The 14,991-nt window shown below is 70.2% G+C and carries 15 protein-coding genes; 5 read left to right on the plus strand and 10 right to left on the minus strand.

Translation table 11 applies throughout. The features are described from left to right. Positions 1–2: 2 nt before the first annotated feature. Both KME78_RS33340 and KME78_RS33345 read right to left on the minus strand, forming a co-directional pair. The gene (locus tag KME78_RS33340) at positions 3–1,196 is read right to left on the minus strand and encodes a M24 family metallopeptidase (protein ID WP_219533376.1); all 1,194 of its coding nucleotides are present in this window, start codon (positions 1,194–1,196) and stop codon (positions 3–5) included. A gap of 15 nt (positions 1,197–1,211) precedes the next feature. Continuing rightward, positions 1,212–1,955, minus strand: a complete 744-nt coding sequence (locus KME78_RS33345) for a maleate cis-trans isomerase family protein (RefSeq protein WP_219533377.1) — start codon at positions 1,953–1,955, stop codon at positions 1,212–1,214. A 148-nt stretch (positions 1,956–2,103) separates the two neighbouring features. Between KME78_RS33345 and KME78_RS33350 the strand changes: the two genes are divergently transcribed. Genes KME78_RS33350 through KME78_RS33360 form a run of 3 tightly spaced genes read left to right on the plus strand, consistent with a single transcriptional unit; the run spans position 2,104 to position 5,071 of the window. Next, positions 2,104–3,126: a D-2-hydroxyacid dehydrogenase gene (locus tag KME78_RS33350; RefSeq protein ID WP_219533378.1), complete on the plus strand. Its 1,023-nt coding sequence runs from the start codon at positions 2,104–2,106 to the stop codon at positions 3,124–3,126. 6 nt (positions 3,127–3,132) lie between these two features. Next, on the plus strand, positions 3,133–4,542 hold the full coding sequence (locus tag KME78_RS33355; protein ID WP_246652514.1) for an amidase: 1,410 nt from the start codon (positions 3,133–3,135) through the stop codon (positions 4,540–4,542). A gap of 22 nt (positions 4,543–4,564) precedes the next feature. Next, the gene (locus KME78_RS33360) at positions 4,565–5,071 is read left to right on the plus strand and encodes a DUF3830 family protein (RefSeq protein WP_246652515.1); all 507 of its coding nucleotides are present in this window, start codon (positions 4,565–4,567) and stop codon (positions 5,069–5,071) included. Positions 5,072–5,073: 2 nt separating this feature from the next. Here KME78_RS33360 and KME78_RS33365 read toward each other — a convergent pair whose 3' ends face one another. Genes KME78_RS33365 through KME78_RS33380 form a run of 4 tightly spaced genes read right to left on the minus strand, consistent with a single transcriptional unit; the run spans position 5,074 to position 8,326 of the window. Continuing rightward, positions 5,074–5,877 (minus strand): ABC transporter permease, encoded by an 804-nt coding sequence (locus tag KME78_RS33365; protein WP_219533379.1) that lies wholly within the window; start codon positions 5,875–5,877, stop codon positions 5,074–5,076. Continuing rightward, the gene (locus KME78_RS33370) at positions 5,874–6,842 is read right to left on the minus strand and encodes an ATP-binding cassette domain-containing protein (protein ID WP_219533380.1); all 969 of its coding nucleotides are present in this window, start codon (positions 6,840–6,842) and stop codon (positions 5,874–5,876) included. The genes KME78_RS33365 and KME78_RS33370 overlap by 4 nt, the downstream gene beginning before the upstream one ends. Positions 6,843–6,874: 32 nt before the next feature. Beyond that, a complete protein-coding gene (locus KME78_RS33375) occupies positions 6,875–7,780 on the minus strand; it encodes a DUF4097 family beta strand repeat-containing protein (protein WP_219533381.1) in 906 nt (301 codons plus the stop codon). A 45-nt stretch (positions 7,781–7,825) separates the two neighbouring features. Continuing rightward, complete coding sequence (locus KME78_RS33380; RefSeq protein WP_219533382.1) at positions 7,826–8,326, minus strand: hypothetical protein; 501 nt, start codon at positions 8,324–8,326, stop codon at positions 7,826–7,828. Between the two features lie 360 nt (positions 8,327–8,686). On the opposite strand from KME78_RS33380, the gene KME78_RS33385 reads away from it, so the two are divergent. Continuing rightward, positions 8,687–9,772 (plus strand): trypsin-like serine peptidase, encoded by a 1,086-nt coding sequence (locus KME78_RS33385; RefSeq protein WP_219533383.1) that lies wholly within the window; start codon positions 8,687–8,689, stop codon positions 9,770–9,772. A 104-nt stretch (positions 9,773–9,876) separates the two neighbouring features. On the opposite strand, the gene KME78_RS33390 is transcribed toward KME78_RS33385, so the two are convergent. Then, positions 9,877–10,569, minus strand: a complete 693-nt coding sequence (locus tag KME78_RS33390; protein ID WP_219533384.1) for a class I SAM-dependent methyltransferase — start codon at positions 10,567–10,569, stop codon at positions 9,877–9,879. 254 nt (positions 10,570–10,823) lie between these two features. Between KME78_RS33390 and KME78_RS33395 the strand changes: the two genes are divergently transcribed. Beyond that, positions 10,824–11,318, plus strand: coding sequence for a hypothetical protein (locus tag KME78_RS33395; RefSeq protein ID WP_219533385.1), 495 nt, complete (start codon positions 10,824–10,826; stop codon positions 11,316–11,318). A gap of 207 nt (positions 11,319–11,525) precedes the next feature. On the opposite strand, the gene KME78_RS33400 is transcribed toward KME78_RS33395, so the two are convergent. From KME78_RS33400 to KME78_RS33410, 3 genes are all read right to left on the minus strand, one after another. Next, positions 11,526–13,148 (minus strand): GMC oxidoreductase, encoded by a 1,623-nt coding sequence (locus KME78_RS33400; protein WP_219533386.1) that lies wholly within the window; start codon positions 13,146–13,148, stop codon positions 11,526–11,528. 82 nt (positions 13,149–13,230) lie between these two features. Then, the gene (locus tag KME78_RS33405) at positions 13,231–13,737 is read right to left on the minus strand and encodes a carboxymuconolactone decarboxylase family protein (RefSeq protein WP_219533387.1); all 507 of its coding nucleotides are present in this window, start codon (positions 13,735–13,737) and stop codon (positions 13,231–13,233) included. After that, entirely contained in the window at positions 13,734–14,813 is a 1,080-nt protein-coding gene (locus KME78_RS33410) for an NAD(P)H-dependent amine dehydrogenase family protein (RefSeq protein ID WP_219533388.1), read from the minus strand. The genes KME78_RS33405 and KME78_RS33410 overlap by 4 nt, the downstream gene beginning before the upstream one ends. Between the last annotated feature and the right edge of the window lie 178 nt (positions 14,814–14,991).

A 14,991-nucleotide genomic window follows, 5' to 3' on the forward strand; every position in this document is an offset into this window, starting at 1 on the left:
GTTCACCGTCCGATCGTGAGGTTCTGGGTGAGGTCGGTCAGCCGCTCGACCCCGTCGGTGGTCAGCGCGACGGGTTCGGACAGCTCGTATCCCCAGTCGTCCATCCACATGCCGAGGATGACGTGGAAGCACATACCGGCTTCGAGCACGGTGTGTTCGTCGGGCCGCAGGCTGATGGTGCGCTCGCCCCAGTCCGGCGGGTATCCCAGACCGATGGAGTAGCCGATCCGGGACTCCTTGGTCAGGCCGTGCGCGCTGATGACGGCGTTCCACGCGGCGTGGATCTCGTGGGCGGTCCGTCCGGGGCGGAGCGTGGCCAGCACCTCGGCCATGCCGTCGCGGACGATCGCCGCGGTGTCGGCGAGCCGGCGGGGCGGCTCGCCGAGCATGATGGTGCGGGCCAGCGGCGCGTGGTAGCGCCGGTACACGCCCGCGAGCTCGATCGTCGTGGCCTCACCGACGCGGAACTCCTCCTCGGTCCAGGTCAGATGCGGCGTACCGGCTCCCTTGCCGGTGGGCAGCATCGGCACGAGCGCCGGGTAGTCGCCGCCGTGCTCGGCCGTGCCGCGCGCCTGCGCGGCGGCGATCTCGGCGACGACGTCACACTGGCGTCGCCCCGGGGCCACGGCCGCCAGCGCCACCTCCATGACCTGCTGCGCGATCGACCCGGCGATCCGCATCTGGGCGAGTTCGTGGTCGGACTTGACCACGCGTACCCAGTTGACCAGCTCCTGGCTGTCCTCAAGCCGGACGTGCGGGAGTCCCGCCCGCAGCGCGAGGTAGCCGCGGGCCGTGAAGAACGCGGAGTCGCCCTCGATGCCCACGCACCCGTCCTGGCCGGTCTCGATCAGGCCGCGTTCGCGAATGCGTTCGGCGATCCAGTCGTACGGGTGCACCTTCGGGCGGTGGACCAGCTCCTCCGGGTAGCCCTCGATCTGCTCCGGCGGCAGCCAGGCGGTGAAACCGGCTCCGGCGGCGTCCATCGCGCGGGCGAACAGCACCGGCGGACCACTGGCCGGCACCACCAGACACTGCGGCGTATAGAAGGACCAGGCGTTGTAGCCGGTGAGGTAGTACATGTTGGCCGGATCCGTCACCAGCAGGGCGGCGAACGAGCGTTCCGCCATGCCCTCCTGTACGCGGGTGAGCCGTCGCGCGTACTCGGCGGCATCCGGGCCGGGGAAAGACTGCTGCACTAGCAAAACCTCATTTCAGTGGTCGCCGAGGAGACGCTGCCCCGGCCCTGTCGCCCGGCGGCCGATGGCCCGCAGTGCCGCCCACATGGTCGCCTGGTTCGCGCTGATCACCGGTTTGCCGAGCCGTGCCTCGAGCGGGGCGATGACGTCGTAGGTCGGCAGGTTGGTGCACGAGATCACGATCGCGTCGGCCTCGGCGTGGTCGGCCTGGGCGACGAGTTCGGCGGTGCGCGCGTAAGGGACCTTCCAGATGTCGGCGCTCAGCCCCAGGTGGGAGCTGCCGACGACGTCCACGCCGGCCTCCCGCAGGAACAGGCCCAGCCGCTCGGTCACATCCGGGTCGTACGGGGTGGCGATCGCCACGCGCACGGCGGCCAACTGCTTCAGAGCCGCCAGCAGGGCACCGGACGTCGTGACCGCCGCGGGGGCCCCGGCCGCACGCATCGCCTCGACCAGTTGCCGCTCTCCCCGTACGCCGCGCACGAAGCTGCCCGACGTACAGCCGTAGGCGTACACCGCGGGCGAGACCGTGATCAGGTCCCGGGTGCAACGGCTGACGGCAGCGCTGTCACTGACGTGCTCCGCCATCTCCACCGTCACCGGCATCGGCGAGAACGGGGTACGGGTGAAGAACAAGGCCACGTCGTCGGGCGTCCAGCGCCACAGCTCCCGATCCAGCGCCATGTCGTACGGGACGATCACGCCGACGCCGGTCTGGACCGGCGGTCCGGGCGGTGCGGTGCTCGTGTTCGTGGTCATGGACAGGTCTCCTGCGATCATGGGGGCCGGCCCCGTGCGAGTGTGGAGCCGTGTCGCCATCATGCAGGATCGATGCATTGTTGACAATCATACGTAGCTCTCCTACGTTGGGCCGCGGCCCAGGTGGCGAGCGAACGGGGAGGCGCCCATGGCAGGATCCGACGGCAAACCGATCATCGCCGTGCTCTGCGCGGCCGGGGGCCCGCCCCCTCCGCACATGCGGGTCGTCGAGGAGCGCGCGACGGTCCGCTACTGCGACGCCGACGGCCTGGCCGCCGCCGTGGCCGACGCGGACGCCCTCTTCCTGTGGGACTTCTTCTCCAGCGCCGTACGTCAGATCTGGGATCACGCCGGGTCACTGCGGTGGATCCACGTGGCCGCGGCCGGCGTGGACAAGCTCCTCTTCGATGAGCTCAACGACTCCGACGTCATCGTCACCAACGCGCGTGGCGTCTTCGACCGGCCCATCGCCGAGTTCGTGCTCGGCTCGGTGCTCGCCTTCGCCAAGGATCTCCACCGCAGCCACGACCTGCAGCTCGCCCGTACGTGGAAGCACCGGGAGACCCTGCCGGTGGCCGGCACCACGGCGTTGATCGTGGGCACCGGCGCCATCGGGCGCGAGACGGCCCGGCTGCTCCGCGCCGTCGGCATGGACGTACGGGGGGCCGGCCGCACCGCGCGGGCCGTCGACCCCGACTTCGGCACCGTCGTTGCCAGCGGCGAACTGGCGGCGCACGTGGGCTGGGCCGACCACGTCATCATGGTCGCGCCCCTGACCGAGGCGACCCGGGGACTCATCGACGCCACGGTGCTGGCCGCGATGAAGCCCACCGCGCACCTGATCAACGTCGGGCGCGGCCCCTGCGTCGTCGAGGACGACCTGGTCGCGGCCCTGGCGGGCGGGCAGATCGCGGGGGCGTCGCTGGACGTGTTCGCGACCGAGCCGCTGCCACGGGACCATCCGCTGTGGAGCGCGCCCGGCGTGGTCGTGTCCGCGCACATGTCCGGTGACACCGTCGGCTGGCTCGACACGCTGGCCCGGCAGTTCACCGACAACGCCGTCCGCTGGCTCGACGGCGAGGAGCTCGTCAACGTCGTTGACAAGCGGCTCGGGTTCGTCCCCGCCCACCCCCAGCAGAGCCGGCCGCAGCCGAGTCCCGCAGACGCCTAGGGAGCCATGATGACCGACCTGACCCGGCTGAGCGCCACCGAACTGATCGCCGGCTACCGCGACCGCAGCGTGTCCCCGGTGGAGGCCACCCGCGCCGCGCTCGCCGCGATCGAGGCCGCCAACGACGACGTGAACGCCTTCGTCCTGGTCGACGCCGAGGCCGCGCTGGCCGCCGCGGCGGAGTCCGAGGCCCGCTGGCGCGACGGCCGCACCCAGGGACCCGGCGACGGCGTACCCACCTCGATCAAGGACATCCTGTACACCCGCGGCTGGCCGACCCTGCGCGGCACCAACCTCATCGACGAGCAGGGACCGTGGCCGGAGGACGCCCCGGCCGTGGCCCGGCTGCGCGAGACCGGAGCCGTGCTGCTGGGCAAGACCACCACCCCCGAGTTCGGCTGGAAGGGCGTCACCGACTCCCCGCGGCACGGCGCCACCGGAAACCCGTGGAACGCCGAGCTGACCGCCGGCGGATCGAGCGGTGGCAGCGCGGCAGCGGTCGCGCTGGGCATGGGGGCCTGGTCGGTCGGCACCGACGGCGGCGGATCGGTCCGCATCCCCGCCGCCTTCACCGGAACGGTCACCATCAAGCCGACGTACGGCCTCATCCCGATGTGGCCCGCCAGCCCGTTCGGCACCCTGTCGCACGGCGGGCCCATGACCCGCACCGTCACCGACGCCGCCCTGATGCTCGACATCCTCACCGGTTTCGACGCGCGCGACTGGTCGGCGCTGCCGACCCCGGCGACCTCGTTCCGCGACGGGCTCGACGACGGCGTCCGCGGCCTGCGCGTCGCCTTCTCCCCCACGCTCGGGTACGTGCGCAACGACCCCGAGGTCGAGGCCGCCGTCCGTACCGCCGCGGCCGTGCTGGCCGAGGCGGGGGCCGACGTCGAGGAGATCGATCCCGGCTTCGCCGACCCCGTCGAGGCCTTCCACGTCCTGTGGTTCACCGGCGCGGCCAAGGTCGTCGACGCCTATGGGCCCGGCGCCCTGGAGCGGGTCGACCCCGGGCTGCGCCGCGGCGTCATGCGCGCCATGGCCGCCAGCGCCGCGGACTATCTGGACGCCACGGCGGTGCGGATGGACCTCGGGGTACGGATGGGGCGCTTCCACCAGACGTACGACCTGCTGCTGACCCCGACCCTGCCGATCACCGCGTTCCCCAAGGGGATGGACGCCCCGAAGGGCTGGCACTCCGAGGACTGGACCAGCTGGACCCCGTACACGTACCCGTTCAACATGACCCAGCAGCCCGCCGCGAGCGTGCCCTGCGGATTCACCTCCGCCGGGCTGCCCGTCGGCCTGCAGATCATCGGCCCCCGGCACGCCGACGCGCTCGTGCTGCGGGCCGCCCGCTCCTATGAGGCGGCCACCACCTGGACCTCCGCGCGGCCGCCGCTCGCCCGCCCCTGACTGACGATTGAGGAGAATCCCCATGGCTCGCTACATCACGGTCTCGCTGGAATCGCGCGGCGTTTCCTGCACCGCCCGGCTGCTCGACGACGAGGCGCCGCGCACCGCGGCCGCCGTCTGGGACGCGCTGCCGCTGTCCGGTCAGGTCTTCCACGGCAAGTACGCCCGTAACGAGATCTACAACCTGGTGCCGGCGTTCGCGGCAGTCGAGCCCGGGAAGGAGAACACCACGGTCACGCCCATTCCCGGTGATCTGTGTTACTTCGCGTTCGACGCCAATGATCTCGCCACTCCCTCGCACGGCTACGAGAGCGGCGGCGGTCCCAAGGACCTGTCACACATCATCGACCTGGCGCTGTTCTACGGGCGCAACAACCTGCTGCTCAACGGCGACCAGGGCTGGGTGCCGGGCAACGTCTTCGGCACCGTCGTCGAGGGACTCGCGGAGATGGCCGCCGCCTGCCAGGACATCTGGATGGCCGGTGCCCGGGGTGAGACGCTGACGTTCGCGCGCGCCCACGAGGACTGACGTCACTGGCTGACCGCTCGCTTGTACAGGCGCGTGGCCAGCGGGACGAACACCACCAGGATCAGCACCGACCACCCCACCGACACCGGCACCGCGTGCTGGAGCGGCCACGCGTCGGGCACCGGCCTGAGCGGAGTGGTGTTGCCGAACAGCTCGCGCGCCGCCTGGACGAACGTCGAGACCGGGTTCCATTCGGCGATGGGCTTGAGCGGGCCGGGCAGCCGCGCGCTGTCGACGAACGCGTTGGACAGGAAGACCAGCGGGAACGACACGAGCGTGGCGATGTTGTTGAACACCTCGGGCGTACGCAGGGCCAGCGCGACCGTCGCCGTCACCCAGGAGAACGCGTACGAGAAGAACAGCAGCAACAGGAACCCCCCGAGCGCCTCCAACGGCGAGGAGTGGACGCGCCAGCCGACCAGCAGCCCGACCAGCGCCATCACGACGATGCTGGTGATGTTCATGAGCATGTCGCAGAGCGTCTGCCCGACCAGCACCGCCGTCGGCGCCATCGGCAGCGTGCGGAACCGGTCGAAGATGCCCTTCTGCAGGTCCTGGGTGAGCGTGTAGCCGGTGATCTGCGCGCTGGTGACGATCGTCTGGACGAAGATCCCCGGGAGCAGATATTCCTGGTAGGAGATGCCGGGCAGGTCGATCATGCTGCCGAACACGTACGCGAACAGCAGCACGAACACGATCGGCAGGATGATCACGCCGCCGAGCAGGTCGGGGGCTCGCCTGATCTTGAGCGCGTTGCGCTTGCTGATCGTCATGCCGTCGGCGACGGCCATCTGAAGGGCGTTCATCGGACCGTCTCCTTGGTGTCGTGGGTGCCGGCCTGGTGGCCGGTGAGGCTCAGGAAGACCTCGTCCAGGGTCGGCCGCCGCAGCCCGGCGTCACGTACGGCGACGCCCTCGGCGGCCAGGCGGCCCAGGGCGGTGGTGAGCGAGGCGGCGCCGCCCGCCACCGGGATGGTGACGCGCAGGGCGGTGGGGTCGGTCCAGACCTCGGCGACGGCCAGCGGCGCCAGCACCCGGCGTACGGTCTCCAGATCGGCGGCGCTGGTCACCGAAAGTTCGATCCGGTCGCCCCCGACCTGGTCCTTGAGCTCGTTGGCGGTGCCGAGCGCGATCACCCCTCCGTGGTCGACCACCGCGATCCGGTCGGCGAGCCGGTCGGCCTCCTCCAGATATTGAGTGGTGAGCAGGACCGTCGTGCCACCGGCGACCAGGTCGGCGATGACCTCCCACAGGCTCACCCTGGCGCGGGGGTCCAGGCCGGTCGTGGGCTCGTCCAGGAACAGCACCGGCGGGTCGGCCACCAGCGCGCCGGCCAGGTCGAGCCTGCGCCGCATGCCGCCGGAGTAGCCCTGCACCTGGCGGTCACCCGCCTCCGTGAGGTCGAAGCGGTCCAGCAACTCTCTGGCGCGCTGTTTGCTGCGTTTTGTGCCCAGGTGGTAGAGACGGCCGACCATCTCCAGGTTCTCGGCGCCGGTGAGGTGCTCGTCCACCGCCGCGTACTGCCCGGACGCCCCGATGTGCGAGCGCAGCCGTTGCGCGTCGGCCACGACGTCCAGTCCGGCGACCGTGGCATGTCCGCCGTCCGGCTTCAGCAGCGTGGTCAGGATCCGCACGGTCGTCGTCTTGCCGGCGCCGTTCGGGCCGAGTAACCCGAACACCGTTCCTTGCGGGACCGACAGATCGATCCCGTCCAGGGCGACCACGTCGCCGTATCTCTTGACCAGGCCTTCGGCCACGATCGCTGGGGGCATGAGATCTTCTCCTTCTGGTGTTTCGTTCTGTTTCACGAACGGTGGATCACGATGTCGCCATAGGCAGTGTGGGCCCGCACCTCGACGGTCTCGTCGGACTGGCCAGGGCCGGCGCAGTCGTCCAGGGAGACGTCCACGCTGCCGTACTGCGAGCTCACGTCCAGCCAGGCGGCGGTGCCCTCCCGGATCCCGAGTTCGAGCCGGCCACCGGCGGTCTCCAGGACGACCGCGCCGGACACCACCTCGCCGATCCGGACACTGCCGTACGCGGTCTTGGCGGCGACTCCGGCCAGGGCGCGGTCGACGGTGATGTCGCCGTACGCGGTCTTCAGCCGGAGCTCGCCGGTCACCGAGCCGAGCCTGAGGTCGCCGTTGGAGGTCCTGACCACCGCCGTGCCGTCGATCTCGCCGATCCGGATGTCGCCGTTGGAACTGGTGATGTCGGCGTGCCCCACCGACCGGGTCACCGAGATGTCCCCGGACCCCGTCTTGAGCTGCAGCCGGCCGGCCTCCTCAAGCCGGATGTCGCCGTAGGAAGCGGCGAACTTCACCTCACCGAGGCGCCCCCTGCAGCGGAAGTCCGCCGCCGCGTTCGCCTCGACGCGGGAGCCGGCCGGCAGGTCGATCGTCACGTCGACCGTGCCGCCCCAGCCAAGCAGCGAACGTGCCCAGATCCTGGGCGCCTCGACCAGCTTGTCGATCGAGTCGCCCCAACCGGACGGCGGAGCGGGCCGGTTCTTGTCCGCCTTCACGAGCAGCCGGCCGTCGGCGTACTCGACCTGGACCTGCTCGGCGGCGTGCCGGTCGGTCTCGCTGAACTCGTCACCGGGGCGTATGTCGACGACGGTGTCGGTGCGATCACTCGCGTTGATCCGGACTTTGGCGGCCGCGAGATCGATCATTACGGAGATGGGCTCGGGGGTGGCGAACGTTGGCATGACGGTCCCCTTATGGGTTAAGCGTTCCGGCTGTTTTGGCTGCACCTAGCGGACCCAGCCGCTGTGGCTCCGCAGGGTCCGCGGGCCCGCGCGCCGGCCTCCGACGTCGGGTTCGAGCGCGGCGGAGACGGCGCGGACGAGCCAGGTGTTGACCGAGAGCCCGTCTCGGCCGGCCGCCTCTTCGATGCGCGGCTTGAGCTGCTCGGGAACGCGGAGCGAGATCCGCGACGTCCCGCCCTCGTCGGCGTCCGGCGGCCTGGCACCCCTCTCGGCGTGCCCAGGCTCGCCGAACGGCTGACCGATCGGTGGTGGCGTCACCACGAAGCCGGGATCGGGTCCGCGCAGGCGTACTTCGACCGAACCCGGTGCGAGGTCGCGGGTGATCTCGTCCGCGGCGGCGGAGAGGGCCTCCAGCAGGGCGAGCCGGGTGGCCGGCTCGAGCGTCAGGGCGAGCCGCTCGGCGAGCGCACGAGCGTCCTCGCCGCCTGCCTCGGCGGCGATCGTGAGTTCACGGCGGAGCTGGTCTACGTACGGCGCGAGGTCCATGACACAACTATGGCGTCATAATGGCGTCATTGCAAGCCCAAGATGCCCCGACTTGACGCCACCGAGGCATCACGGGCAGGGAACGACAAGCCGCACGGCCTTCCCTGGCGCGCCGCTCAGCCGCGAACCAGGTGCCGGCGCCCTGAGCTTGACCGTCCGCCACGCCATCGCCGACACCTCCTGCGCCTCGTCTGCGGCTGCAGGCCCACTGGCGTGGTGTGGTCGAGGGCGAGCAACTCCCGGCCGGCCCTCGCGAGGTCGTCGCGAAATGCCGCTATACCCGTTTGCGTATGCCTTGAGGAAGATTCATAGCGCCGTACGTACCTCCTGATGGCAGATTCCGGTTTCGGGAGGTATGTAATGCACCGCAGAGTCGCCCTGCTCTCCGCCGTCGCGCTGACCGTGGCAGGTGCCCTGGTCCCCGCGGGTGCCGCCCAGGCCAGTGGTGGCAGGGTCAGCGCCGACCCCACGCCCGTCAGGTGGTCCGCCACGGACTCCTGGTCGGAGCGCAGGACCGTCCTTCAGTACTGGACGCAGCAGCGCGTGATGGCGGCGCAGCCGCTCGACGAGCCCACGCCACGACGCTCCAACCGGTCGGGCTCGCCGACCCAGGGCACGCCGTGGGCCACGCGAGGCGCCTCTACCACCACGACCCAGCGCACCCCGTGGACCACCCGCGTCGCCACGGCCGGCGCCACCCAGGGCACCCCATTGACGGTCCAGGGCGTCGCGGCCCAGGAGCAGGCCCGGGTGCCCAACAGCCCCGGCCTCCGGTGGGTCGACGGCGGTGCCGTCGTGCGTACCACCGGACGCGTTTTCTTCACCACCGCCAACGGCGGCAACGCCTCCTGCTCCGGCTCGGCCGTGACCAGCGCCAACGAGAGCGTCGTGATCACCGCCGGGCACTGCGTGAAGGAGGGCGGTGCTTCTCACCGGAACTGGGTGTTCATCCCGGCCTTCGACAACGGCCGGCGCCCGTTCGGCACCTGGGTGGCCAGCAGGCTGCTGACCACGCAACAGTGGAACGCTCGCGAGGACATCAACTTCGACGTGGCCGCCGCTGTGGTCGCGCCGCTCCAGGGCCGGACGCTGACCGACGTCGTGGGCGGGCAGGGGGTGGCGTTCAACCAGCCCAGGCAGCGGCAGATGTTCTCGTTCGGCTATCCGGCGGCGCCGCCCTTCGACGGGTCGAAGCTGGTCTACTGCAGCGGGCGCGCGTTCAACGACACCGTGATGACCAGGGACCAGGGGCTGCGCTGCAACATGACCGGCGGGGCGAGCGGGGGGCCGTGGTTCCAGGGGTTCAACGAGTCCACCGGGCTCGGGTGGCTGAACTCCGTGAACAGCTTCAAGTACGACTTCGCCCCCGATTTCATGTTCGGCCCCTTCTTCGGGAACGAGGCGATGGCCGTCTACCAGGCCGCGCAGAACACCAACGCCCCCTGAGCCTCTCTCTGCCGGTGCCGGTGACCGCGATCCCCGGCCTGGATCTGCTTCAGATCCGGCCGGCGGTCCTTGGGCCGCTCACCACAATGAGCCGGGCTCTCCGATCACTGTCGGCGGGCCCAGATGAGTGATCCCCTCTTGGTCACCCGCAACGGGGTGGCCACGCGGAGTGCGGCGGCGCGCGCCGCCGGCTCGGTCAGGCCGCGGCCCCGGAGGTAGAGGGTGACGGCCTCCCGGTCGGGTAGGTGCAGCAGCGGCTCGTCCCAGGAGGTCACCGCCACCACGTCCAGAACCTCGCCGACGACAGCGGGCGCCAACTCCGCGTCGAAGCTCAGCGGCCGCCCCCATTCAGGCAGGACCGACGACAACTCGGGGTCGTTGTGCCGGCTGGGCGCCGAGACCGCCAGCAGTCCTCCGGGCCGCAGCACCCGGCGGACCTCGGTCAGCACCCGCGCGGGGTCGGCGAAGTGGTACAGCATCCACAACGCGGCCGCGCCGCCGAAGACGCCGTCGGTGAACGGGAGCGCCAGCGCGTCGGCTCGCACCGCGGGCCGGGGCGCCTGTACGACGTGCGCCGCGGCGTCGAGCACGACCGTGGGCACACCGGCGTCGGCGAGCAGCCGTCCCAGCACACCGGTGCCGCCGCCGACGTCCAGCACCGGGCGGACCCGCTCCGCCGCCATGCGGGCCGACACCAAGGGATGGATGTCTCTGGGCGTCGCCAGCCGATTCGCCGCGAAACGGCCCGGGTCATCGTCATAGTCAACGGGCAGCGCCCTGCGGCGCGATTCGGCCATGCAGCCACGATGCCGACCGACCCCGGCGTCCCGCCACCCGTTTTACCCGCACGAGCACCCGCCGCACGGGCGCGGGCCAATCGAGCGCGCGGCGTCACGGGCGCAGACAGCACGACGTCACGGGCGCAAGTCGATCAGGCGGACCGCGTCACGGCCCCGGCCGACAACTTGCAACGGGACTGCAACGGCGATCGAGACCATCTGAGCATCGGGTGGGCAGCGGACGCTGCCCCAGATGCGAGGAGTGATGTTTCATGTTTACTGCGGTTCTCACGAGGGTGCGCGGGCTGTGGGTGGCCATGGTCGCGGGGGTGGCGCTGATCGTCGGCGTCGGACTGGCGGCCCCGGCGAACGCCGCGGTGCCGCCTGAGGTGATCATCGCCGACACGTTCGCCACCAGGACGGTGACGGCCGACACCTTTGCCGACTACGTGTTCAACGTTCCGGCCGGCAATTGGACCGCTGTGGCGACCCTCACGGCCCGCAACAACACCGCCACAGCGGCGGCCCTGGCCTGCTCATTCCTGATCATCAGCGAGAGCAGCACCAACAACACCAGTGTCGTCTCCACGGTCGGCCCCAACGGTCAGCTCGCGAGCCTGTCGACGGGCACCGCCCGTGCTGTGGCGACCACCGGGGTGGTTCGGCTGCGGTGCAGCGCCACTACGGCTACCACCAACATGTCGGTGTTCAACGTGAACATCATGGCGACCCGGGTCAACGCGATCACCCGGGTGAATCTGGGTTAGGCGACTGAGCGCGGAAAAAAGCGGAAAAAGGGGTCGCGGCGAGCAGGCCGCGGCCCCTTTCGACTGGCCGATCGTCACAAGGCCGACCGAGCGCCACAGGACCGACCAAGCACTACAGGACCGACCGAGCGCCACAGGACCGACCAAGCACTACAGGACCGACCAAGCGCTACAGGTCCGGCCAAGCGCTACGGGGCCGATCGAGTGCTACAGGTCGGTGGCGATGATCTTTTCGATGTTCCGTTCGGCGAGGGCCGTGATGGTGACGAACGGGTTCACGCTGGTGTTGCCGGGGATCAACGAGCCGTCGATGACGTACAGGCCCGGGTAGCCGGCCAGGCGGCCGTAGTTGTCGGTGGCCTTGTTCAGGACCGCGCCCCCGAGCGGGTGGTACGTGAGGTGGTCCCCCCAGATCTTGTAGACGCCGAAGAGGTCGGTCCGGTAGATCGTCCCCTCCGTTGAGTTGATCTTGTCGAAGATCGTCTTGGCCATGTCGATGCCCGGTTGCTTCCAGGCGGTCTGCCAGTTCAGGTCGACCTGTCCCGTCGTGGCGTTCCAGGAGAACTGGGCGCGGTTCGGGTTCTTGGTGATCGACAGATAGAACGAGGCGAAGGTCTCGATCCCGGTGGGCAGCGGGGCGACCTCGGCGAACGCGCCACCGGCCGCCCAGTTGTCGATGCCGGCGCAGGGAATGGTCGACTGGGAGCTGCCGGTCGGGTCCCACAGGTGGTTGGCGCGGCCGCACATGACGTTGCCGTTGTCGCCCCAGCCCTTGCCGACCTCGGCGTTCAGGTTGGGCAGCGCGCCGGTGGCCTTCAGCTTGACCAGCAGCTTGCTGGTGCCGACGCTGCCGGCGGCGAAGAACACCCGGTCGGCGGTCACGGTCTTGGTGGCCGTGGTGTCGCCGGTGGTGTTGATCTGCTGGATGACGACCGTGTAGCCGCCGCCGGCCGCCGGGGCGACCGAGGTGACCTTGTGCAGCGGTGAGATGGTGACCTTGCCGGTGGCCTTGGCCTGGGCGATGTAGGTCTTCTGCAGGGACTTCTTGCCGTAGTTGTTGCCGTAGAGGATCTCGCCGGCCAGGGCCGACTTGGTGGCGGTGCCGGCCGCCTCCTGCTCCATGTAGTTCCAGTCGTACACGTCGGGCACGAAGACGAACGGGAAGCCGGAGCGCTGGGCGTGCTTACGGCCGACCCGGGCGAACTGGTACCAGTCGGTGGAGTCGAACCAGGCCGATCTGATCGTGCCGACCCCGAGCCCGGCGTTGGCGCGCGGGTAGTAGGTGCCGTACATCTCGTCGGCGTTGACCGACGGGAGGATGGCGGCGAAGTTCTCCCGCTTGGGGGTGACCGCCATGCCACCGTTGACCAGCGAACCACCGCCGACGCCGCGACCCTGGTAGACCGTGATGCCGCTGAACTCCTCGGCGTCCAGGACCCCGGTGTAGCGGGAGATGTCCCGGTCGATCGGGAAGCCGAGGAAGTAGTTGAGGGGCGCCTTGGTCCTGGTGCGCAACCAGTAGGAGCGGTTGTCCGGCGAGAGCGTGCTGCAGAAGATCTTGCCGTCGGAGCCGGGGGTGTCCCAGGCCATGCCCATCTCGATCATGTGTACGTCGACGCCCGCCTGGGCGAGACGGAGCGCGGCGACGGAGCCGCCGTATCCGGTCCCGATCACCAGGGCCGCGACGTGGGCCCCGTTGCCGATCGGGCCGGCCGCCGCCCGGGCCGCCGTGGGGTGGGCTGTGAGGGCCAGGGCGCCCACGGTTCCCGCGATGAATCCGCGGCGCGAGACACCTTTGGAACCGGTACCGCGGGGGGTGTTGTCACTCATCCGATGGTCCTTACTCTCGGTGGGATGAGAACAGGTCCTGCATGTTGCTCGCGCCTTTGTGTTGGTCAGAAGGCCGTGTTGGTTAGAAAGCCCGCTTGGGGGCGGGCGATGGGCCGCTGGGCAGTCTGCACACGGTGTCGAGGCCCAGTACGTGGTTGAGCCGTCCGAACGCCAGCCAGGAGCCGAGGCTCATGCTCAGCTCGACGATCTCCAGCTGGCTGTAGTGCGCGGTCATCCGCGTCCAGAACTCGTCGTCGAGGCCGTGGTGATCCAGGGCGTACCGCTCGGCGTACTCGGCGGCCAGCCGGGTGCGATCGTCGAAGGCGTCGGTGGTGCGCCATCGCGTGACCGCGTCGGCGAACTCCTCCTCGACCTTCTGCCCGTCTCGTTCGGTACGCCAGTCGAGGCAGAAGGCGCAGCCGTTGATCTGCGCGATCCGCAGCCGGGCAGCCTCGAACTCACGGAGCCCGAGGGTCGTGTGGGCGTACACCGACAGGGAGAAGTGCGAGGCGGCGATCCCGATGCCGGGCACCATCTCACCCCACACGTACTCGATCGCGTCCTTTCCCTCGGGGATGTCGAGGTTCATGGTTGTTTCCTCCCGAGTTTGCCGATCGCGGGGCGCAGGGGGACGTCGAGCGCGTCGTAGAGGCCGGGTTCGGCGTCCGCGAGCCAGTCGATGGCGTTCACCAGGCGGCCGACCGCGGTGGCGTTCCCGCCCGCGGCCCGGTTGCCGCCCTCGTCGGTGGCCTCGACCGTGACCTCGATGCGCGGGCGGCCCTCGATGATCACCCGGTGCGCGCCCTGGCCGTCGGGCGGGGCCGGCCAGTCCGGCGCGCAGGACGGGTGGATGCGGGTGACGTGCTCGATGACGATGCGGGGCTCGCCCTCGACGATGCCCTGCACCTCGAACCGGACCGCGCCCTGGGTGCCCGCCTCGAAGTCGCCCATCGTCTCGGTGGCCACCGTCGCGTCGAGCGGGCGCCGGTCCACGGTCTCGCGGATCTCGTCGAGTTCGACGCCGAGGGCTCTGGCCATCAGCCGTACCTGGCCGCCCCACACCATGGTCGGGACCGTCGGCGCGATCATCGGCGGTTCGTAGTCCATCGGCTGGCCCATGCCGACCAGGTACCGGACCGAGTCGGGCTGGTCGTAGGTGGAGTAGTCGAAGATCTCCTGGCAGCGGAGCACGTCCACGGTGCCGCCGAGTCCGCTGATCAGCAGGGGCAGCACGTCGTTGCCCCAGCCGGGGTCGACGCCGGAGACGAACAGCGAGCCGCCGCCGTCCGCGATGGCGGCCAGCACCGGTTCGCGCAGCTCCGGCGGGGCGTTGCGCTGGTCGTAGAGCGCGTACAAGGAGGGCGTGACGACCACGGCTCCGGCGCGAATCGCCCGGATGATGTCGGCGAGGGCCTCGTCGGGACGGATGTCGCCGGACGCCGCGTAGACGACGGCGCGGGGACCGGTGGCCAGCGCCGCGTCGACGTCGTCGGTCGCCGCGATCCCCAGATCGGCGCCGAGCCCGGCGAGCGCGCCGGCGTCGCGGCCGACCTTGCCGGGGTCATGGACGAGTACGGCCGCGAGCCGCAACGCCGGGTGGGCCTCGACGGCACGGATGGCCGCGCGGCCGACGTTGCCGGTGCCCCAGACGATCGTGGACAACATGATCGGAGCGTAGCAAGCGCTTGGTTAGGTGCATAGGGCCATCACGACCCATCTCATGGCGGTGTGAGGACCGTCCTGGCCACGGCATTCGCCCTGCGTGTGGGGAAAATCCAGCGCGGTAATAGTAGCGATATACGCGGAATAACGGACATCAGTTCAATGCCCGCCGGATTTATTT

This window comes from Nonomuraea guangzhouensis (genome assembly GCF_019396345.1).
In the GTDB taxonomy this organism is placed as follows: domain Bacteria; phylum Actinomycetota; class Actinomycetes; order Streptosporangiales; family Streptosporangiaceae; genus Nonomuraea; species Nonomuraea guangzhouensis.